We start from the raw sequence: 20,940 nt of genomic DNA on the forward strand, positions 1-20,940 counted from the left end.
ATCTTTCACTTTCCGGCCAGATATCGATACATCTCATCCAGCATCGCATCTGTGATCTCTACCGGATTGTTATAAAGGTTCGGGTGTCTGCTGATGCGAACCAGCTCCGCAATCTGATCATCGTCAAGCTCCAGATCCTTCAGATCACACCGCAATCCCATTTTTTTCTTTAATTCAAGAACTGCATCCGCCATCTCTTCTGCATCTTTGAATCCAATCCTTCTGGCAAATTCCTCTACACGTTCACCACCTTCGCCTTTTGCATTGATTCTTATAAAATAATCCAGGGTCAGGCCACACGCCTCGCCATGCGGGATGTGATAAATATTGGTCAATGGAAATGAACACGCATGGGAAGAAGTAGTTTTCGGTAAAGTAAACGCCAATCCTGCAATCAAAGATGCTTCACACATTTTCTCCCTTGCTTCCTCATCATCTGGCTTCCTGTATGCTCTGTAAACATATTTGAATACCAGTTCTGCTGCATGCATCGCAAGCACATCACAGATCGGCTGATGACCTTTGCTCCAATAGCCTTCGATCGCATGGGAAAGAACATCAATTCCTGTTCCTGCCGTAACCTGCGGTGGCATTGTATAAGTAAGTTCCGGATCAATGATAGCTGCTGCCGGATAAAATCCCTCTGATACGATCGGCGCTTTTTTTCCATTTGCATGATCCGAAAGAACTGATACACAGGTCACTTCACTTCCTGTTCCTGCAGTCGTAGGAACTGCGATCAGTGGAAGATGTTTCTCCGGCATTGCTACTCCGGTTTCATGATACTTACGGATGGAATCCGGAGTCAAAGCTACACTGGCAGCTGCTTTGGCACAATCCATGGGACTGCCTCCACCCAGTGCTACCACAAATCCGATATTTTTCTGCCGGATCACTTCCGCACAGGCATCTACCTCTGCAACGTCCGGGTTTGGAGAAACATCTCCAAAAGAAGCAACGATCATTCCTTCTGACTCTTTTATGACCTTTTCGGCAAGACCGCTTTTAAAGAAAAACGGTCCTGCCACCAGAAGGCCTCTTTCGCAGCCAAGCTCTCTGGCTATTTCTTTGATTTCTTTTACTCTACCTTTGCCGAAATGAATTTTTACCGGCTGTAGATAATCCCAGTTCATAGGCTACCTCCTGCTTTATCAGTCACAAAATTTTTCATCGACCATTGTAAGCACTTCATCAAGGATCGGGAGATACTCTTCCAGCTCCTCTTTCGTGATGATCAGTGGCGGACAGATTTCAATAAAGTTCTCACGTCCGAAAGTTGCAAAGCCACGTTTCTTTAATTCTGCAAATATCCACGGCATTACCGGTCCGGGTACGCCGTATTCCTGCATCGGTTCTCTGGTTTCTTTATTCTTGACTACTTCAAGTGCGCCGAACAAACCGATACATCTTGCTTCACCAATACATTTATGCTTTCTTACCATCTCGTCCATAAACGGAGCAACGATCTTGTGCATCTCAGCTACATGTCCCTCGATGTCGTGTTCTTTATAATATTTCATTGCTGCTACACCAGCCGCACATGCAAGTGTATGTCCACTGTAAGTAAGTCCGCACTGAAGAACATTTTCCTCAAAATACTCCGCAACCTTTTTACTCACAATACATCCGCCCAGCTGTACATAACCACAGGTAACACCTTTTGCAAATGTAATGATATCCGGTTTCATGTCGAAATTCATAAATGCAAACATTTTTCCTGTACGGTAAAATCCTGCCATAACCTCATCACAGATCAGAAGGATTCCATATTTGTCACAAAGTGCACGAACACCTTCCATATATCCGTCTGGAGGAAGAATGACACCGTTTGCACCTACTATAGACTCCATCAGGATCGCTGCCACATTTCCGGGGCCTTCATATTTGAGCTGCAGATCCAGCGCATCCAGATATTTCTTCGTTACCTCTGCATCATCAACTCCTTTTGTATATCCGTCACGATACATCTGAGGGTTCATAAAGTGTACGAATCCATTTGCACCACCGATCTCTGCTGCATATCTTCTCCAGTCACCAGAAGCATTGGATGCTCCAAGTGTAGCTCCATGATAGCTTCTGTAACAGGAAAAGATCTTGGTTCTTCCGGTTACCATACGTGCCATTTTAATAGCATTCTCATTGGATTCTGCTCCACCATTTGTGAAGAAAACTCTCTTGTATGTATCTGCTCCTGCTGCTTCTACAAGCATTTTTGCCAGCATGCTCTTAGGCTCGGATGCATATGCCGGTGCCATGAAGCACATCTTATCAGCCTGTTCCTTGATTGCTTCAACGATCTCCGGCAGCTCATGTCCGAGGTTGGAACACACCAGAAGTGAAGCCATATCTGCATATTTTTTTCCATCATAATCGTAAAAATAAATTCCCTCAGCTCTTTCTACCGGTAAAGTATCTGCTCCTGATCTTGCCCATGACTGCATCACATAATCTTTATGCATCTGTGCTACTTCTTTTCCTGTTAAACTCATAATAACTTCCTCCTCTTTATCTGTAATTCAGTTTTAAATATTGTTCATTTTTGCGGTAAACAAACTTATTATTTGTTGTAGAATAAGAAAAGCGCCCGGCCCACATTCATTTGTGAACCAGACGCCTTTGTCTTATCTGAGTCATATATTACTCTCGACACTGACTGTCTGCAATAGACATCTATCCAATTATTTTTGTGCTGCAGCACAATCGTTATTATTCTGCTGCCGCATTTTCCTTTTACATTTCATTCATCTGATATAACAGGAAACCCAGCCTCAGCTGAAAACGCACATCAAAATCAGAAAGATTTTTTCCAAGTATCTCAGCGGCCTTTCCAAGCTTATAATTAATTGTATTTCGATGTACGATCAATTCCTGTGACGCACTTTTGACACTGCAGTCGTTAGCCAGGTAGCACTGAAGTACTCTGACCAGATCTGAGTGGTTCATCTCATCATATTCATACAATGGAGCTACTGTATCTGCCAGATATTCTTTTATTGCTTCCTTATCTGTAAGTGTGAGCAGTACCCTGTAAATCCCAAGATCTTTGTAAAAAATAATCTTTCCGCCATCTGTGCTTTGCTCGCCCGGAACCTGACAGACACATAATAAATCAGACATTTTTTCCGCAAACTGATAGCTCTTATAAATCTGCCTGATCCCGGAAATCTGCTTACTTACACTTACAAAAATCTGTTCCTTCTGACATACCATCCTGCATAGTATCTGAAAAATCCTCTCTGTAGTTTTTCTGCATGCTTCATCAGAATAATCACACAAAACCAGAAGGATCTGCTTATCCTGGGCACAACACAAAATCCCATTATAATTGCAGCGGATATGACTGCTCAGTTTAGATAAAATCTGCTCTAGCCTTGTTCCTGTTACACGATCATTGTCTTCCAGAACACACACATTCACAACCGTATATGCACTGTCTGTAAAATACCCTTTTCTCATCAGTGCCGAAACATACAGTTCTTCCTGAGACGGACATAAAAAGGCATTGTTAAGTGCCGTCGCAACCTCAATTGCGTTCTGCTGCTCTTTTGTTATTGCAAAACATATGATCCGCATGATTTCAGCCATTCGAACCCTCCACGGTACTTCAAATACCGGGAATCCCTTTTCATTTGCAAAATCAATAACATCCTGTCCGATCTCACTGATATAAGGCCCTGTATTGATCACGATTCCACTGGCTTTGTTTCGCCATACTTCCTTTACCAGACGAAGAAGAGTCAGATTTTCATTCAATCCTAATCCAGTTGTAAAAGTAAGCTCCTGTCCCTGCAGAAATGCAGAAATCGTGTCGCTGTCTACCATATGCGTCCATGACACTTCATGATCCAGTCCTGTCTCACCTGCTACCAGCTTCATCTCCAGATGCTGTACCTGTTTTATGATCTCACGCAATGTTACTGCCATATTTATACACCTTTCTCCACCGCAGCTTCCTGTGATCAACTGCATCAGACGATCAAAGATACTCCAGATATCAGAAGCAGTATATAAGTCAGATTCAGAAATACCTTCTGAGATACTTTACATACCAGCTTTTTACCTAACCATGTAGCTATAAGTAATGGCAGGATACTGATACAGATCAGTCGAATATCTGCCGTTCCAACCAGGCCGCTCCTGAACTGGGTAACCATCAAAAAAAAATTCAGCACCACCCATACAGGGGCCACTGTCGCACGAAATTCTTCTTTTTCTTTCAGTACCTGTGTTGCATAGATCACAAGTAAAGCCCCTCCTGATACAAACATACCATGAATTATCCCTGCCAGGATCAGAACTATCCACAAAATGAGATCCGGAAGTTTTTTCTCTGTATGGATGCACAGATTCTTTAATGCAACTACGACGATTATGATTCCATATATTGTCAGAAGAATATTTTCAGATTTCACGATCCGGCAGATCTGTATCCCTGCAAACATTCCAACCAACATGACCGCAGACATCTTAAGCAATTCTTTCCAGTTTATATGTCGATATCCGGTCACTGCGATCATCAGTCCGGACAGCCAGGCCATAACATTCAGGACCACCTTTGCATGATCCAGCCCAAGCAAATAAACGGAAGGTGGCATCGCCAATACCGTGCCGGCAAACCCTGTGATAGCCTGAATAACATTAGAAACAAACAATACAAGCAAAAATAACAATTCTTTCATAGAGCATTCTTCCTTTTCTGTATTATCTGTTTACCGCACACTCTTTATCACTGCTGATAAAATAAAAAGACGCTTTGCAATAATGACTGCAAAACGTCTTTGTTTTTCTACATTCTTGATTTTAACACGCTAAAAGGCAAAAGTCAACAGTTGCCTTTCTCCATTACCTTGACACATTCTTTTGTATTATTATTTTTTGCTATTTTTCTTAATGACAGCTATGGCTTCCACATCCATGCTCGCCACATGTATGTCCTTCCCCGTGGCTGTGCTCATGATGAGAACACTTAACATCCGGATTATAATCGAGTGTTTCATTGATAAACGCTTCTACTGCTTCATCCGCATCTCCGGAAACTCCTCCGAAAAGCTTAATGCCGGCTGCCGCTAACGCTGTCTGTGCGCCGCCTCCGATTCCGCCACAGATCAAAACATCTGCATTCAATGCTTTAAGAACTCCTGCCAATGCGCCATGTCCGCTTCCATTCGTATCTACTACTTCTGAATGTACTACTTTTCCTTCCTCTACATCATAAATCTTAAATGTTTCTGTGTGTCCGAAGTGCTGAAAAATCTGTCCGTTTTCATACGTTACTGCTATTCTCATGATACCTTCTCCTTTTTCTGCTGCATATTTTTGATGAATCTCCTGCTTGTAACATCCTCCAAGTCCACAGTTACTGCTCTGACCATCACAGATTTTGAAATCTCCACCTTCAATTTTAAGCGGATATCCATCAATGAGTGCATCTGCTATTTTCTTCCTGGCAATCTCATAAATTCGCTGAACAGTTGTTCTTGCTACTTGCATAGATACTGCGCACTGCTCCTGACTATAACCTTTCTTGTCCAACAGACGGATGGTTTCATACTCATCTACCGTCAGAACAATAGGTGTTTTTTTCTCAGTATCATCTGCCGGAAAGAATTCTAAAACATTGGGGAAATGGCAAACTTTTCTGCATTTTACTGGTCTCGGCATAAACTGCTCCTTTCTTGCTTTTCTTATATAATAGTTCTATAAAAGGCATATGTCAATAATGTTTTTGACATATGCCCATATAACTCAGCTAATAGTATTATATACAGCATAAACTTCTCCTCACGACACATATATTTCGATGTTTTTCCGCAAATCAACTATTGATAATGGCATAGAAAAAACAGTCTGTCATAACAGAAATTAATTCCATCAAAACAGACTGTTCTTTTTGCCATCTTCTTTTACTGCGCCTTCGATCTGATATGCACTCGTTGCTGCACCCCAGACAAAATCCTCTGAAAACCCTGAATACTTTCTATTTTCTTTCTCCATTGCTTTCTTCCTTTTATTAAATCATTTCTTTTGCTATTTCCATTCTTCAATTCCCAGATTCTCTATATAATCAGCAAGTTCTCTCGCCATCTCATAGGTCTCCGGAATTCTGAGATGTCCCGGAGTTGCTGCTCCGTTTCTCTTAATAATTTTCAAAAATGTTTCAAAAATCATTCAAAAAAACTTTCATATATATCGCGTGGAACATATGGATATAAGAAACTACAAATCCGCCTTCATCTTTATCTTCCACAATTTCCATACGATAGGACATTGCCATATAATCATTCAGCGTCTTCATCATTCTTCGCCTCGCTTTCTACAATCTGCTTTACCATTTCTACATATACTTTCTTGATTGGTTCATGCTTTGGTATTACCTTTATTTCCTGCATTTCTTCCTACATCTACAAGATAATCTGCTACATGAGAAATAAATTCTATATTATGTTCAATAATTAATACAGGTATATGTATTAAGTTAAAAGAATAAACCCATAAACAGCAGATCCCCTGCAAAGCTTGAAAACTCTGCAGGGGAACACATAAATTTTATTTTCCCTATGTAATCATCTCCGGTTTCATCTTTCAAAAACAGGTATATCCGAAACATCCCGCTTTTCATTACGGATATAATCCTGATTATACGGGAATCTGGCAACCTTTGCGCGAACCTTCATCTGGCGGGTTCCCGGCGTTCCCCAGAGTATTTCAAGCTCCGTCCCTTCTTTGGCATATTCTGCGGAAATGAAGGCCAGAGAAATCATGCTGTTATAGGTATAAGAGATGATTTTTCCGCTTGTGATCCCGATCTCCTTATCTGCAGCCAGCACCTTATCCGCCCGGTACTCAAAACCAAACTCTCTGACACAGAAATAGTATTCAAGCGCGCATGGTTTGGTAATATCCTCGCAGGGTTCCTCCCCAGGGCTGAGCATGGTTGCAAAGACTTCTGCCACATCCTCGGCGTTCCACTCCAGGGTTACGCATTTTTTTTGGGGCTTTTTCGACATTTCAAGGAGGGCTTCTTTTCCAATGAAGTCATGATTGTATTTAATCAGGAAATCCCATCCCACATCATAGGGAGTAACAAAGCGAGCCTGAAGATCATCCCCCACACTTCCGAGAAGCCTTCGATTGAGATTGAACATGGATAACTGAGGCACTGTGCGCATATATTCTGTCATTTTCTCGCTGGTTTCCAGCCACGGAAGCGGATAGTGAAGATTGATATTCGGGAATCCGGCCTCCGTATGGTTAAACATGTTATAAGCCTGGAGCCCAAGCTTTCTTGCTCCCAGCTTTTCACCTGCCGCCCATACCAGATTATAGATCTCCGCATAATCCGCCATATCTCCGTGAATTTCATAAGCAAGGTTGCCGGACATGCCAAGCCGGATGATGCGTACCTGTTTTCCGTTTACCTCCTGGATTCTATGTCTGCCGAATTTGATGTCGTGAAGATTGGCCTGGAATGCGTTTTCCAGAATCTCTAAGGACTTTTCACCGTCAATCTGGATAAAATATTCCTTTCCGCTCATGTTTTCGCCATGCACATCCAGATCTGATGTATTGACATAATAAGAGATCACCGGATCAAGCCAGTAGGTTCTGTAACGATCTTCTCCGATACGGATTACAACGCCGTCTGTCAGAATCTGACCTTTCTCATTGCACATTACGGCATGGCGTATGCCGTTCATTCCCAGCGTGGTAAAATCATTTGTACAAACCTGTCCCATTAATTTAACGGCATCCGGTCCGTATACATCATAAATGGGGGATGTCATAAGCGCCGTTCCAATCCATGCGCTGGTCTGATATGCCTTGATCTCATCCTCCACGCCCGTATAAGCATATGCCGTAATAAAAGATCCCTGTGGGAACAATAAGGTGGCGCCTTCCAGCGCCGGATTCATCATTTCTGCCATTTTTCGTCCTCCTACTGTTTTTAATTATCTGTAGATGTTCTTGTTCCGATTAAATGATTTTCCATATCTTCAAACATTTCTCTTACCGTGATGGGCTTTTGCCCTGTCAGCTTTTCAAAATCATCTGTAAATGTACTCATTTGATTCAGACGGATTGCCCTGCCAAAGGACACCATTCCATCTGAGCAAAATGGAAAGTTCTTCGCCGTGTCCGCCCACATTTCCTCCGTTGTCCTTGGAACGCCGATGGAGTCAAAGAACTCATACATCTCATCATCGTTGATATATTGATATTCCGTCTTTTTACCCGTAACCTCCGAGGCGATTGCCATGTACTGTGCAATTGTCAGAAGCTCGGCTCCATTTATATCAACAATTCGATCTTCCCAATCAGACATTGCCGCACAGGCCGCCGCAAGCGCACAGTCATCCCTCGAAACAAATGCCATTTTCCCATCTCCCATGTTATTGCGGATGATGCCGTTTGTATTTTCAACTGCTTCCACAAATGTGGAGACCATTGCTTCCGCATATTGGGAATCCCGAAGAATCAAATAATGGATGGGCTGTTTTTTGATATACCTTTCGGTCCATACATGATCGTTTACTTCGTAAGCATTGATATCCTCATGTCCGGCTCCTACAATCGATGTATAAACCAGTTTGTTTACACCTGCCGCCACAGCCGCATCAATTGCAATTTTATGTGCCGCTCTTCTTTTCGGTCCAACGAATGGCATGGAGATCAGAATAACTGTATCCGCATCTTTAAATGCTTCCGTCAGTTTTTCCGCATTGTTAAAATCGGCAATTCTGGTTTCAATGCCCATTGCCTGGTATTTTTCAAGACCATTTTTTGTTGGAGCCGTAAAAATCAAAGCTTCATGAGGATATTTTTCCAGCAATACACGGGCTGACCTGCTTCCAAAATTTCCGTCTACTCCATTTAACAATATCTTTTTCATAAAAAATAATCCTTTCAACTATATAGTTATAATATTAAAAAATCGATACCCCTTTATAGGATGCTCCCTCAGCTCTTTTTATTGCCTCCCTCCTTTTGTCTGAATTATATTATCTCTTCTCTAACTGTCGGCGCCTGAACAGTGTTTCCTATATATTTATAGTAAAGCAGTTGCCATCTCCCGTCATCAGTTATATAATTCATTTATACTGTCTTTTTTCGTCAAAAATAACCAAAGGAGTTTTTTGCAATGAAATCTATGAGTATTTCTGTCATCCTTGACTGGATTCCTGATAAATACAGGATTTTTTATAAATCTACGGGCTTAGATCAATTATTCCGGCATGCCCGCATGCTTGATGATTCCATGGAAATAATTGATAATGATTTTCTGTATTTAACACAAGAGAGCTCTTTCCTTGATAGGGAATGGGATATACGTAAGCCCCGGTTCCTGATTTTCTGTACCAAAACCGGATCAAAGGAGGGACAGATAAACCCTTCCTGGATGGAGCATGCCGCCATCTTATATACGGACGAGCCTTTTCATAAGGTATTCCGTGAGTTTCTGGATATTTTTGATAAGTACTATGCCTGGTATGAGCAATGCCTAAATATAATTATCGAAAACAAAGATGTTTCAGATCTGCTTGATTATGCGTCCACCTTTCTTTGCAACCCGATTGCCCTTTTTTCTCCAACCGGAAAGCTGCTGCATTATACCGGGAAATTTCAGGAAAAAATCGTGGGAACTCTCTGGGACGAGGTTATCAATTTCGGCTTTACACCGACAGAATCCATATATCCTGACGAACACCAGAGAGTTATGCAGGAAATTCACAGCGGAAACCGCTTAATCTCCAGCGTCTTTCGTCAGGATCCATCCCATCACTCTCTGACCGCTCCGCTTTATTTTGAGGGAAAAAACTTTGGAGCATTCGGTACGACAGATATAAACGGTCCCTTTACGGAAGCACAAAAGGCTTTGTTATTAGAAGTCGTTCATTTTACAGAGCTTGCTATGAAGCACCAGATTCAGGCTTTTCTTTTGCAGGATGAAGAAAACTATTATGTTATACGGCTTTTACAGGGATATCCGGCAGATGAGCTTTCTACCTCTTATTATCTCCAAGCCAGAAATTATACGAATGAGGATATTTGGTATCTTTATCAATTTTCCCTTCCGGAATCTGACGTCTCGGATACCCGTCAGTCTGCCTATATTCATCAGATAAAAAACATTCTGCCTCATGGAGTTGTCCTCTATTTTGAACATTCTATTGTTGCGGTTTGCCGCAGGCGGGATTTTGATCCTGATTATGAAAAATCATACGCCGCACTGGATGATTTGCTAAAACGGCTTTCCCTTAAGGTCTATATAAGCACCCGTTTTTTTAGATTCACGGAGCTTTCCATGGCATATGGGCAATGCAGGCTTATGAAATCTTACCCTTTGGAGCCTCAAAAACATATTCAAAGGTTTGATGAAGCCTTTCTGCATGTTTTATATGGTGTCCTTAAGGAAAAAAACTCCTTGCCGGGCTTCTGCCACCCAGCTGTTTTATCCCTGTGGCAAAGCCATATGGAGCAGGATCTCACACTCATTCATAATTTAAAATGCTATCTTATCAACGGAAGAAATATAGCGGAGACTGCCCGGACGCTTCATCTTCATAGAAACACCTTGATCTACCGGCTACGAAAAATCGAAGACCTGCTCCATATTTCACTGGATTACCTGGATGAAAATATGCTTCTCTATTTATTAATATCCTGCCTCATCTGCGAAACACTTTAATTTGGACATCCTCCTATGCTTGAAATTTGGCTTGCGACAGCAATTTCATTGCAACATAGGAAGATTTTCATTTATTTTGTGATTCTTACTTTTGATTGTTTCCAAACTGAGGGAGTAACAGCCCACAGAGGAACATAATTACCATACATATGGATGCAAGCATAAACAACAAACTATAATTTTCTCCCGCAATCGGTGTTAAGATATAAGTTGGAATCAAAACAGCTCCAAGAAGCTGTAATGTAGAGATGACACCCGCCGCACTTCCTGCATATTTAGTTCCAAGTCCTTCTAACAAAACCGGTGCGGAAAGGAAAATAGGCATTGACGCTCCAAGCATAATTCCAGTATAAAGAACCAGTATGTGTAAAACGAATATGGACGGAAATCTCCAACACATAATAATTCCGGCAAAACTCAACACGGCAGCTCCTGATACAAACACTTTAACATTTTTGATTTTAGAGAATACAATGGGACCTGTAATAGAGCCAATACAATTTCCCAATGTCAACATAGATGCAATCGTACCACATACTTTCATATCTATTCCATACATGGTCTGCAATGCCATCGGCATAAAAGTGGATAAAGTTACCGTACTGCCAAGAGCCATCATAATGCAAATAGAAACCAGCCATACACCTTTATTAGAAAGTACTACCTTAAGAGAATCCCCAATGGAAGGTTGATTTTCCTGATCTATCTTCTCCCTTTCTTCCATTGTATCCTCTGGCTTATCTTTCACAAAAAGCAACCATAAAACAAATACACTAATACAGAATATTGCTGATACAATAAAAGCAGATGTCCTGCTATCAAACAAAACTGCCGTCGTTGCTGTCGCAAAGGCTCCCGGAAGTTGTCCGCAAAATCCAAATATGCCCATCAAAATTCCTAGCTTTTCCTGCTCAAACCAACTTGCAGTAATCTTGGATGCATTAATATTGACAAACATATTGGAGAAACCGGTTAATGCCATGCAAAGAAAAAATGGCATATAGCTATTTGCAAAAACTCTCCCAATCATTCCAATTCCAGCTATAACAAATGAAATATTAATGACTTTCTTTGAACCAACCTTGTCAGAAATCATTCCTCCTACAAAACTCAAGAAAATTGCTACAATCATAGGCGCCGTAAATAAAGATGAAAACTGCGATGTTGTAAGTCCAAAAGATTGTATTAGTTCCGAGGCATACACGGATAACTGGTATTGTGCATAACTTCCCGGCATATATGCAAGACACATAATCGTAAATACCAGCCATTTTCTATTTTTTTTACTCATGGAAACTCCCTTCATTCTTCAAAGCCATACGGACAAGAACTAATATCATAATTTTTATTCTCAACCAGATCATTTAATGGAAATTTTGCAATTACTGCACGGATATCCTTTATACGCTTTCCATAATCGCCCCATTTTACAATCACTTCTTCGCACTCTTTGGCATATTCCATATCTATGGTACATTCAGAAATCATTTTATGATAATGGGAACTATATGCCGCACTACTGGATAAACCAATAACCTTGCCATCCCTTGTGGTAACATAGTCCTGATGTCCTCCACACATGCCCGGAACGCAACAAGGATACTCCATCTGCTTATAAGGCTCCCCCTCTCTATACAAAGATGCCTGTACATCTAAAATATCTTCCGGATTCCAAATTAAAGATACAATCATCTTTTGAGGATTTGACATTTCTTTCTCAAGAGCTTTTCTTCCAATAAAGTCATGATCCAATTTTGCCATCCATTGCCAGCCAACCTCTACCGGCGTCCGGAAACGTGCACGAAGATTCTCTGGTTCAACACTTCCAGTATATGAAATATTTGCAGGTGACATTTCTACAACCTTCGGATCTTTATAGGAAGCGCTCTCAAATGATACCGTAACTTGCGGATATCCTCCAAAAGCATGATTCACCGGATAACTCCGCCATCCAAGCCTCTTTAATCCCATAGGTTTTCCGATCTCATAAGCCGCATGATATACATTGGGACCATCTTCTTTTAAACCACGAATTTCATATGCAAGTGTTCCACTCATCCCAACCCTGTTCACTTCCACTTCAATATTCAGTCCCGGAATACTTACCTTACGAAATTGCAAAAATGCTAGATCATGAAGATTCGTATTCGTAAGTTTTTCTATAATTGTTAATGACTTTGGTCCTGAAAATTGAAAGACAAAGATATCACGCATGGTCATTTTCACATCATAAGCACCAGTCTCCAACAGTTTCATTGCTGCAAATGGAAGTGCAGCCGTAATCCGATATGTATTATCGTCGTCTTTCATACTAAGACAATGAGCTGCTATCAATCCTTCTTCATCAAGCATAACCAAATGTTTATTTTTTCCGTTTTTCCATTTGCTAATGTTATTCATACAAAGTTTTGAGAGAAACGCCTGTGCATCTTTTCCTTGGAATGTAATTTCAGCCCCACTAATCCCTGCATGAATATAACATGTTTCTGCCCACGATTTACAAGTTTCATACCAAGGATCAGCCTCCCAAGTATAAAGATTCCCAATATTCTGAAAATAGGTTAAAACATCTTTATACTTGGGTTCATAATCTACTCTCGCTCCAATATAATCCTTCACTACACTTTCCTCCTTATTCCGCTAATATCCCAAATCATTCCCAGCTCTGTTCCCTCTTTTGCATAGTCCGGGTTGATAAAGCCCAGTGAAATCTTGCTGTTGTAATGATAAGAAATAATCCCACTTTTTTTAATCTTGCATCACAATTATTTACTCAAATTTTCTTAACCGTCGGCGCCTGAACAGTCACATTTGATATTTATATTCTAAAACGATTGATCATCTTTGTCATTGGTTATATGATTCAACTACTAATACCTTTTTCGTTATTTTTAACCCGATTAGATAATCTTATAAAAAATACATTCATCTATTATTCTTGATTCACTTTAAAATACCACAAAGTTTTTATGACCTCTTCATAATTGATATATCGTTTATTCAATCAAATCTCTTTGAAACCTCAACAAAAATTTTATATATTTAACCAATGGCATATCCATACTAAATCGTGATCGACGTGAATCAGCACCGCCAGATTGATGCATGTCCCATTCGGTCTGCGATTGCTAATACCGGAAATCCCATATTAATCAATAACGATACATGGGAATGTCTCAAATCATACACACGGATTCGCTTCACCCCAGATATTTTTGAGCCTCTATTCATTTCATGATGCAGATAAGATTTGGAAATTGTGAAAATCCGTTCGTCCTCTTTCGGCTCATACAGCATTTTCAGGTAATCCTGCATCTCATCACACAAAAACTGCGGCATCTTAATGGTTCGATTACTTTTTAATGTCTTTGGCGGTGTAATCACATCTTCCCGGTGCAGTCTCTGATAGTACTTGTTAATCCGTAGTGTATGCGTTTCAAGCTTCTCGTTTTGCAGGAAATCCTCTTTTGGATGGCTGGTGCGTTTCTCCTGTCCAATCAGTATAACGATAGACCACCCGCCACTTCCCAGTGACATTATCTTTGTAAATACTCATACAAATTCTCCTCTCTTTCTCTTACATTTCGCTGTAACATACTTTTTTGCGGAAATAATTAGTGTTTACTCTGCCAACTACCGTAAGATAACCCAGCTTCTGTAATTCTTCATTTAGCTGTTTGACAATCTTATAAGCATAAGACTTGGAAACTCCCAGTTCCGCTGCAACTTCTTCTAATCAGCAAGGAAGAATATGATGAATGGAGATATAAGTATCCGGAACTGGATACTTACCAGAAACGTGCCAAGATACCATCTCAGGAATTGAGTGATTACCTCGTAAAAGAATTGACTAAAAAAGAAAAATAAGGAAAAAGAAAACCTTACCGATATTCAGTTTTTTACTTCTGAAAATCAGTAAGGTTTCTTTATATACGTTATGAAATAAAATTTTTATTCGCCGAATAACCACAAAATGTTGCCATTTTGTTTCCAGATACTAAGCAAATTTGTTTGAAACTCGCATAAATACTGGTTAATCTGATGTTATCATGTATCAAAATCGTATCATTTTGATGCGTTTTTATTTTTTGTTAATGTGGTTTCAAAGCTGCTGTACCCAAATTGTACCCATTTACATAAAAACAAATATATATATATTTATATATTGCTCAATAATGTTGATATCCATATAAGAAGCACATAGAAACCTATAAATGCCAACAAAACACCTACAACTTTTATCCGTTGTTTCCAATTCATTTTAGACCATAAATCAACTATTTCTCCCACAAAATTTTTTGCTTCTTTTATATCCGACCGAATCATTTCTTCATTTTTTTCATATTGTTTGTCAACTCCTTCAAGATATTTCTCTAATCTTCCTTCTCTCATTGTGACATTCTCCCTTCATTTATCGTTTTCCATAGGGCGCCCTGTTTTAGGGCCCCCTTTACAATTTTTCAGCTCCAAACAAATTGTCAATATATTCATAACGTTCCGTCTGCGCCTTATCATCCCTCTCCTTTGTCTGCTATCTACAGGTGCGTGACACGCTCCTGCAATAAGGCAATCAGAGAAAATCTTTACCATCGAAAGTTCTCTGGTATTCCCCGCCTGTCCAGATATTCCTGCCGGGATTTTTCCCGTTCTTCCTCTGTCGGTGCAGTTTTATATTTGCTGTATAATTCTCGGTTGACCATTGTATCCAACTTTCTTTCCAATCCCTGCCGAATTATTTCTTCGCTTTCATAGTTTTCCATCAAAAAATATTGCAAAAGTTGAAAGAACAACTCGTATGGGATCTGCACATTTCTGTTTTTCATCCTATCTCCTTTCAAGGTGGCAAGATGCCCTTTTCTTAAGATATGGTCACCTTGCCATCTTCCCTTTCTATTCAGGCAGCACCCAGTACCACTGATTTCCCCGTTTTATCGAATCTACTTCCAGTTCTGACTTCGCATTTCTCAGCGTTTTTCCTTTGATTCCACGCTTCGCAGCTTCTTCTAATATTTTCTTCTGTGACATACCACCATCTGCCAGTATCTCAAGCAGAAATTCTTTCGCTTTCCGGCTTTTCTGTCCCTTGCCATCTCCATTAAGCAACTCGTCTGCACTGATATCATATTCTCCAATCCACTCAAATCCATTATCCTTATCTAATCGAAAAGCAATAGATTTTCCTTCTGGTGCTAAAGAACTTTTCGTATGGCACACCACCCTCGTTTCTGGTTCTTCCTTGATTCTGCCAACAATCAGGACACTTCTTGCTGCTGCTTGAAAGTCAATGGATCCAAGTCCACGGTAGGAAGATTTTCCGTTACTGTTTTTGTTCATATGTCCGATTAAGATAATCGCACAGTGATATTTTTCTGCCAGCACTGCAATGCGCTTCATCAGCGGACGAATCTCATTTGCACGGTGCATATCAACTTCAGCTCCCAAGAATCCCTGAATTGGATCAAGCACAACCATTCTTGCTTTTGTCTGTATAATTGCCTCCTCCAGCCGGATATCTGCCATTGTCAATGGCTGGTCTGTATCATCAATAACCAGCACCTTGGAGCAGTCTGCACCTGCAGCAAGCAATCTGGGTTTTATGGTATCTCCCAAACCATCCTCTGCTGTCTGGTAAATCACATTTACAGGTACTTCGGCATTTTCTTTATCATCAGTTAATGAAACTGTCGGAAGAATTGCTTCTCCTCTGGTCAGTTTTGCAATGATCTGAAGTACCATTGTAGTCTTTCCTTCTCCCGGATCTCCTTGGATAATCGTTACTTTCCCATATGGGATAAATGGATAGAGCAGCCATTCAATCTGTTCAACTTCTACCTTATCCATGTTGATAAGCTTCAATTTCGGCTCCATTCTTTTCTGTACTGTTTTCTTTGCTTCTGTTACTTTGTTTTCCATCAGTTCCTCCATATTTTCCCGTTGAAAGAAAGAATGGATTTTGATAGAATACTCATAGAAACATTTTGGAAGAGTATTCTACCAAATCCCTGCCTTTAGGTGTTTGCCGACACTTAAAGGCATTTTTATTCATCTTTCATTCCATCCATCGTTACTGTAATCAACTGAATTACTTCCAGTAAATCTTCTGACACATTTTCTCCTTTTTTCATACTCTTCAATTCATTCAATACCTTTGCAAGTTCATTTTTCAATGCCTTATACACTCTCGGATTCCCGGTTACTACAACCTCTTTTTCCTGTAATCTCCGGATAATATACTCTTGTTTCGTCAATCCTGATAAGCGGACTGCTGTTTCCAGAAGTTCATCTTCCTCTGGTGACATTCGAAACGCTACAACCTTATTTCTCCAACGTCCCTGTTGATCCAGACATTTAGCTGACATTTGCAAGTCCTCCTCCCATTTCATTCGGTTCTTCCTTCATATTTTCCGCATCTAATTGCTCTGCCATATCCAACTGTACCGATGGAAACAGGTGTGCATAACGGTAAGTGATCTTTTCTGCTGAATGACCAACTCTTTTTCCAATTGCCAGAGCTGTATATCCCATATTGATCAGTAAAGATACATGACTGTGCCGTTACGGTATAATAACGACAAACAGAAAAAGCCTTTATTTTCAAGGGGTTTGAGCGTTTGTCGTCTTTTATTCAATTCCTTTTCCAAGTTGAAAATTGACGAAAACTATAAAGAAAAAAGGAGGCTGTTTTATTAACGACAAAATTTAATAGTGCCAGCGGTCCGGCTTTATGTCTGACTGGAAACTCGGTACCTACTATGTGACAAAAGGCTATTCGATCCTGCGGACCAATTTTGAAACCAAAGAAGCTGCCCTGAAATGGGTGCAGGAACTTGCCAAAGGCAGGAACAAAAATGGGAAAATCCGGTTTGTCCCTCCCCAGCTCGCCCATGTCAAACGTACCGGCCCGGATTACCGGAATGGTGTGGAGATCACCGGACAGCATTATCTTGATACATTTGGATTCCGCGGCGGCGAGTTTGGAAACTGGATGAACCAGAACGACCGGCAGACCTCCCTTAACATGGGATTTGAAGCACTAAAGGATCTGGCGTCAGCCCTTAAGATCAGCGATAAAGATATTGCTTATCAGGGAACACTTGCTATCGCTTTTGGTGCAAGAGGCAGCGGCAATGCTGCAGCTCATTATGAACCTTTGCGTACAGTCATCAATCTTACAAAAATGCACGGGGCCGGTTCCCTGGCACATGAATGGTGGCATGGACTTGACGATTATCTTGGTACAAAGATGAGAGCAAAAGGGATGCTGTCAGAACAGCCCCGCCTCTATGCGCCGTTCCAAAAACTCATTGACACCATGAAGTATAAACCGGAAACACCGGAACAGGCAGCAAAGCGCACGGAAGCACAAACAGAACGCACCCGGAAAAATGCGGCAAGCTGGCTGGATTCCTCGGTTCTTGCCTCTCTGAAACGGTATGGCAATGAGGAACAGATGGAAACCTACGCAGTCTTGCGGGAAGCATTTTTGTCCGGCGAACCCGGCTCTGTGGAACAGATCAGCGCATTTAAGAAGAATGTTACCGGCCGGGTAATTCCCAAAAGTGAACGGGAACGGCTGGAAATTTTTGAGCGTATGCTTTCCGGGATGCAGGCGCAGGAAGCTCCGCAGATTGGACGGACGGAAACTGATTTTTACCGTAATTCGGTACGCATGGGAAAAGAATGTGAAAAAGACGGCGGTTATTGGGACAGCAATGTGGAAATGACAGCCAGAGCCTTTGCCTGTTATATCAAGGACAAACTGCCCTACACATCGGATTATCTGGCAGGCCATGCCGACTGTGCCCTTACCCTGGTTTCCGGTAAAGACGGAGAAATGGAGGTATTGAAAGCCTTCCCTGTGGGGGAAGAACGCCGTGCAATCAACGCTGTTTTTGACGAGATCATTCAGGATTTGAAACGGGAACAGCTATTGACCCATGCCGATGTAACGCTTCCCCTCTCTGTTTCTGAACTTCGTGAGGCGGCGGACGGGCAGCTATCCATGTTCGGCGTCGGCCGTCCTTCCGTGATGGATCAGCTTGCGGCAAACAGGCCGGCAGATAAAAAATCACCGGCACAGACGTTTTCCAGAAAAAACCACGAGCCGGAAATATAGCAGGAGGTGAACAGCATTTTGGAAGAAAATAAAGATTATCATGCCTACCGGTATGGCGACCACTTGACGCCGGGATCAGAGCTTAAAATTGAACACAGCGTAGTTTGTGAAAATGTGGATATTTCTACTCTGATCACAATGGGAATAGATAGCCTGGAAGCCATGCGCCAGGGAAGTATCGACGGGGAGCAGAAAGCCTATGAAATCGTGGTGGCTGCTGCAAAACAATGGGAACAGCAGGCAGCGGCAACACAGACGATCAACCGGGCTTTGGAATATCTTCGTACACCGGAGATTGAACATACCGGCAACCAGTGGAAAGACACCGATAACTGGAGGGCGGATCAGAAAATCAGCAACCGGGTCTATCAGATGACCTGCAGTATTTGGGAAGATACGAAATATGACAGAGAAACCAAACAGAGTGTTCCGATTGCCTGGTATGTGACATGGGAAGTCCGTATTCATTCCCCGAAGCAGGGATATGGAGCAAAGATTGCCGGACAAAACCAGAAACGATATACAGATAAGAACGCAGCCATAAAATACCTGGACGGGCGAAAGAAAGCCTATTCCCATTTATTCACGGAAATTTCCCCGCCGATCCCGAAAGAATATGAGCACCATTTTATGGTTCACGGTACTCTTTTACCTGGCTATACGGTTGAAGGACTGGAACAGGCCAAAACGGAACATGCCGCCGCCGAGGTTTCGGAGGGCGGTATTTTTACACCCGAAAACCAGGAGAAGCCTTCCGTCCTGGGGAAGCTCTCTGTGGCAAAAACTCAGGAAAAAACGCCAACCACTCCCGGTACGGCAATGAAAAAGAAGGAGGATATACAATTATGAAAGTGTTAATGGTAGAGCCGGGCAAGTCCCCTTATGCTGCGGAGATCGAAAGTGGTCTGAAATCCTTGCAGGCGGCAGTGGGCGGAGATATTCAGGCGGTCTATCCGTATGAGGACCCGGTGGCTCTGATCTGCAATGAAGAAGGCAAGCTGATGGGGCTGCCTTTGAACCGGGCTCTCTTTGACGATGACGGCCACATCTATGATATTGTGTCCGGGAATTTTCTGATCGTTGGTCTTGGCGAGGAAAATTTTACAGACCTTTCCCCGGATCTGATGGAGAAATATGGGGAGCAGTTTAAGTACCCTGAAAAATTTGCAAGGCTTGCCGGCGAGATCATTGCAGTCAAGCAGCCTGCAACCAATGAGCGCCGGGAAAAACCGATGATGCACCATTCCGGCCCGGATTTGTAGAAAGAAAGGAGCCAATTATGTTAATGGCAGTAAATGAACCTTATGCCCTTATGGTGCAGCCGGACGATATTCTGATCTCTCCCCGTGAGGTAGATGAACATTTTGGGACGATGGTATGCTTTCATCCCCGCTATGCGCTGGGCGACCATCACAACCATATGGACAAAGATGACTTCCTGCGGGAAATGTATTTAGATACCGTAGGACATGATGAAGCCGGCATGAAACGCTATGAACGGATGGTAAACATTGTAAGCAGCCGTTTCCGGCATGGACCAAAGACAGAGGAACGGGCGATCGATGAAGCAATGCAGAAAGTAATTTCGGAAAAGTATCTGATGCTCCCCCTCTATCTCTACGACCACTCAGGTCTTGCCATGAGTACAGAAAGTTTCTCAGGCAGGGCTCCTCATGCAGAATGGGACAGCGGACAGGTCGGCTGGATCTATGTTTCCAAAGAAGATGCCCTAAAGGAATTTGACGCTGACAAGATGACCGGCGCCATCCGGCAGAAAGCGGACGCACTGATGCGCAGCGAAGTCGCCGCTTATGATTCCTATCTGCGTGGCGAATGTTATGGGTTTGAGCTTTATAAAAACGGGGAGCTGTCGGATAGCTGCTGGGGCTTTATGGGTAACTTTTCCGATGTGTTGAAAGATATGGCGGCATACCTCCCGGATGAGTGCAAAGGGATGGTCGATCATCTGGAGGAACAGGAACGCCCGGCTACGATCATCAAGACGCTTTTGAAACATGCTAAAATTCAGGTCGATCAGGCAGCAAAAGCCTTTGAACACGCTTCCCGACAGCAGGTTCTTGGGGAAAGCCGGTAAAAAGTTATTTCCATATTATAAATACCGATTTTATCAGAAAGG

Annotated in this window: 20 protein-coding genes and 6 pseudogenes; 6 read left to right on the forward strand and 20 right to left on the reverse strand. The window is 41.9% G+C overall.

From position 1 onward, the window contains the following. Window positions 1-5: 5 nt before the first annotated feature. The 11 genes and pseudogenes from MUB50_RS08495 to MUB50_RS08545 all read right to left on the reverse strand — a co-directional run bounded on the left by MUB50_RS08495 (window position 6) and on the right by MUB50_RS08545 (window position 8,890). The gene (locus MUB50_RS08495; protein ID WP_118625260.1) at window positions 6-1,133 is read right to left on the reverse strand and encodes an iron-containing alcohol dehydrogenase family protein; all 1,128 of its coding nucleotides are present in this window, start codon (window positions 1,131-1,133) and stop codon (window positions 6-8) included. A gap of 18 nt (window positions 1,134-1,151) precedes the next feature. Further along, window positions 1,152-2,489 carry an aminotransferase class III-fold pyridoxal phosphate-dependent enzyme gene (locus MUB50_RS08500; protein ID WP_118625258.1) on the reverse strand — a complete coding sequence of 446 codons (1,338 nt, stop codon included), beginning with the start codon at window positions 2,487-2,489 and terminating at the stop codon, window positions 1,152-1,154. Between the two features lie 241 nt (window positions 2,490-2,730). Further along, entirely contained in the window at window positions 2,731-3,924 is a 1,194-nt protein-coding gene (locus tag MUB50_RS08505) for a PucR family transcriptional regulator (RefSeq protein WP_182433985.1), read from the reverse strand. A 44-nt stretch (window positions 3,925-3,968) separates the two neighbouring features. After that, window positions 3,969-4,679 carry a sulfite exporter TauE/SafE family protein gene (locus tag MUB50_RS08510; RefSeq protein ID WP_021652660.1) on the reverse strand — a complete coding sequence of 237 codons (711 nt, stop codon included), beginning with the start codon at window positions 4,677-4,679 and terminating at the stop codon, window positions 3,969-3,971. A 208-nt stretch (window positions 4,680-4,887) separates the two neighbouring features. Beyond that, window positions 4,888-5,661, reverse strand: a complete 774-nt coding sequence (locus MUB50_RS08515; RefSeq protein ID WP_118625256.1) for a NifB/NifX family molybdenum-iron cluster-binding protein — start codon at window positions 5,659-5,661, stop codon at window positions 4,888-4,890. A gap of 216 nt (window positions 5,662-5,877) precedes the next feature. Further along, window positions 5,878-5,994 (reverse strand): annotated as a pseudogene (locus MUB50_RS08520) (family 1 glycosylhydrolase); the annotation flags it as partial. A gap of 33 nt (window positions 5,995-6,027) precedes the next feature. Next, entirely contained in the window at window positions 6,028-6,168 is a 141-nt protein-coding gene (locus MUB50_RS08525; protein WP_244791025.1) for a hypothetical protein, read from the reverse strand. Between the two features lie 40 nt (window positions 6,169-6,208). After that, a pseudogene (locus MUB50_RS17170) lies at window positions 6,209-6,295 on the reverse strand (toxin-antitoxin system HicB family antitoxin); the annotation flags it as partial. Beyond that, a pseudogene (locus MUB50_RS17175) lies at window positions 6,279-6,371 on the reverse strand (toxin HicA); the annotation flags it as partial. The pseudogenes MUB50_RS17170 and MUB50_RS17175, both read right to left, overlap by 17 nt. Window positions 6,372-6,575: 204 nt before the next feature. Further along, window positions 6,576-7,925 (reverse strand): aminomethyltransferase family protein, encoded by a 1,350-nt coding sequence (locus tag MUB50_RS08540; protein ID WP_118368515.1) that lies wholly within the window; start codon window positions 7,923-7,925, stop codon window positions 6,576-6,578. Between the two features lie 20 nt (window positions 7,926-7,945). Next, window positions 7,946-8,890: an NmrA family NAD(P)-binding protein gene (locus MUB50_RS08545; protein WP_118514200.1), complete on the reverse strand. Its 945-nt coding sequence runs from the start codon at window positions 8,888-8,890 to the stop codon at window positions 7,946-7,948. Window positions 8,891-9,139: 249 nt separating this feature from the next. On the opposite strand from MUB50_RS08545, the gene MUB50_RS08550 reads away from it, so the two are divergent. Beyond that, the gene (locus MUB50_RS08550) at window positions 9,140-10,687 is read left to right on the forward strand and encodes a PucR family transcriptional regulator (protein WP_118625254.1); all 1,548 of its coding nucleotides are present in this window, start codon (window positions 9,140-9,142) and stop codon (window positions 10,685-10,687) included. A gap of 85 nt (window positions 10,688-10,772) precedes the next feature. On the opposite strand, the gene MUB50_RS08555 is transcribed toward MUB50_RS08550, so the two are convergent. From MUB50_RS08555 to MUB50_RS17180, 4 genes and pseudogenes are all read right to left on the reverse strand, one after another. Then, window positions 10,773-11,978: an MFS transporter gene (locus MUB50_RS08555; RefSeq protein WP_173715791.1), complete on the reverse strand. Its 1,206-nt coding sequence runs from the start codon at window positions 11,976-11,978 to the stop codon at window positions 10,773-10,775. An 11-nt stretch (window positions 11,979-11,989) separates the two neighbouring features. Next, window positions 11,990-13,306: an aminomethyltransferase family protein gene (locus MUB50_RS08560; RefSeq protein ID WP_118625252.1), complete on the reverse strand. Its 1,317-nt coding sequence runs from the start codon at window positions 13,304-13,306 to the stop codon at window positions 11,990-11,992. A 477-nt stretch (window positions 13,307-13,783) separates the two neighbouring features. Next, window positions 13,784-14,116 (reverse strand): annotated as a pseudogene (locus tag MUB50_RS08565) (tyrosine-type recombinase/integrase); the annotation flags it as partial. Window positions 14,117-14,123: 7 nt separating this feature from the next. Further along, window positions 14,124-14,243 (reverse strand): Arm DNA-binding domain-containing protein, encoded by a 120-nt coding sequence (locus tag MUB50_RS17180; RefSeq protein ID WP_243164920.1) that lies wholly within the window; start codon window positions 14,241-14,243, stop codon window positions 14,124-14,126. A gap of 179 nt (window positions 14,244-14,422) precedes the next feature. Between MUB50_RS17180 and MUB50_RS17190 the strand changes: the two are divergent. Further along, window positions 14,423-14,554: pseudogene (locus MUB50_RS17190) on the forward strand (helix-turn-helix domain-containing protein); the annotation flags it as partial. Window positions 14,555-14,845: 291 nt separating this feature from the next. On the opposite strand, the gene MUB50_RS08585 reads toward MUB50_RS17190, so the two are convergent. From MUB50_RS08585 to MUB50_RS08605, 5 genes and pseudogenes are all read right to left on the reverse strand, one after another. Next, window positions 14,846-15,079, reverse strand: a complete 234-nt coding sequence (locus MUB50_RS08585; protein ID WP_244802531.1) for a hypothetical protein — start codon at window positions 15,077-15,079, stop codon at window positions 14,846-14,848. Between the two features lie 191 nt (window positions 15,080-15,270). After that, the gene (locus MUB50_RS08590; protein WP_055060781.1) at window positions 15,271-15,510 is read right to left on the reverse strand and encodes a hypothetical protein; all 240 of its coding nucleotides are present in this window, start codon (window positions 15,508-15,510) and stop codon (window positions 15,271-15,273) included. Between the two features lie 67 nt (window positions 15,511-15,577). Beyond that, the gene (locus MUB50_RS08595; protein WP_237949107.1) at window positions 15,578-16,600 is read right to left on the reverse strand and encodes an AAA family ATPase; all 1,023 of its coding nucleotides are present in this window, start codon (window positions 16,598-16,600) and stop codon (window positions 15,578-15,580) included. 125 nt (window positions 16,601-16,725) lie between these two features. Then, window positions 16,726-17,046, reverse strand: coding sequence for a plasmid mobilization protein (locus MUB50_RS08600; RefSeq protein WP_118411515.1), 321 nt, complete (start codon window positions 17,044-17,046; stop codon window positions 16,726-16,728). Next, window positions 17,036-17,242, reverse strand: a pseudogene (locus MUB50_RS08605) (site-specific integrase); the annotation flags it as partial. The pseudogene MUB50_RS08605 and the gene MUB50_RS08600, both read right to left, overlap by 11 nt. Before the next feature lie 169 nt (window positions 17,243-17,411). Here MUB50_RS08605 and MUB50_RS08610 point away from each other — a divergent pair. The 4 genes from MUB50_RS08610 to MUB50_RS08625 are packed head-to-tail and all read left to right on the forward strand — an operon-like array spanning window position 17,412 to window position 20,898. Continuing rightward, a complete protein-coding gene (locus MUB50_RS08610; RefSeq protein ID WP_330637656.1) occupies window positions 17,412-18,803 on the forward strand; it encodes an LPD1 domain-containing protein in 1,392 nt (463 codons plus the stop codon). Between the two features lie 18 nt (window positions 18,804-18,821). After that, on the forward strand, window positions 18,822-19,652 hold the full coding sequence (locus MUB50_RS08615; RefSeq protein WP_040446570.1) for a hypothetical protein: 831 nt from the start codon (window positions 18,822-18,824) through the stop codon (window positions 19,650-19,652). Beyond that, a complete protein-coding gene (locus MUB50_RS08620) occupies window positions 19,649-20,065 on the forward strand; it encodes a DUF3846 domain-containing protein (protein WP_015542959.1) in 417 nt (138 codons plus the stop codon). Before MUB50_RS08615 ends, MUB50_RS08620 begins: the two co-directional genes overlap by 4 nt. Before the next feature lie 17 nt (window positions 20,066-20,082). After that, window positions 20,083-20,898, forward strand: coding sequence for a hypothetical protein (locus MUB50_RS08625; RefSeq protein ID WP_005361071.1), 816 nt, complete (start codon window positions 20,083-20,085; stop codon window positions 20,896-20,898). Window positions 20,899-20,940: the final 42 nt, after the last annotated feature.

Source organism: Blautia sp. NSJ-140 (genome assembly GCF_022868965.1).
GTDB lineage: Bacteria > Bacillota > Clostridia > Lachnospirales > Lachnospiraceae > Blautia_A.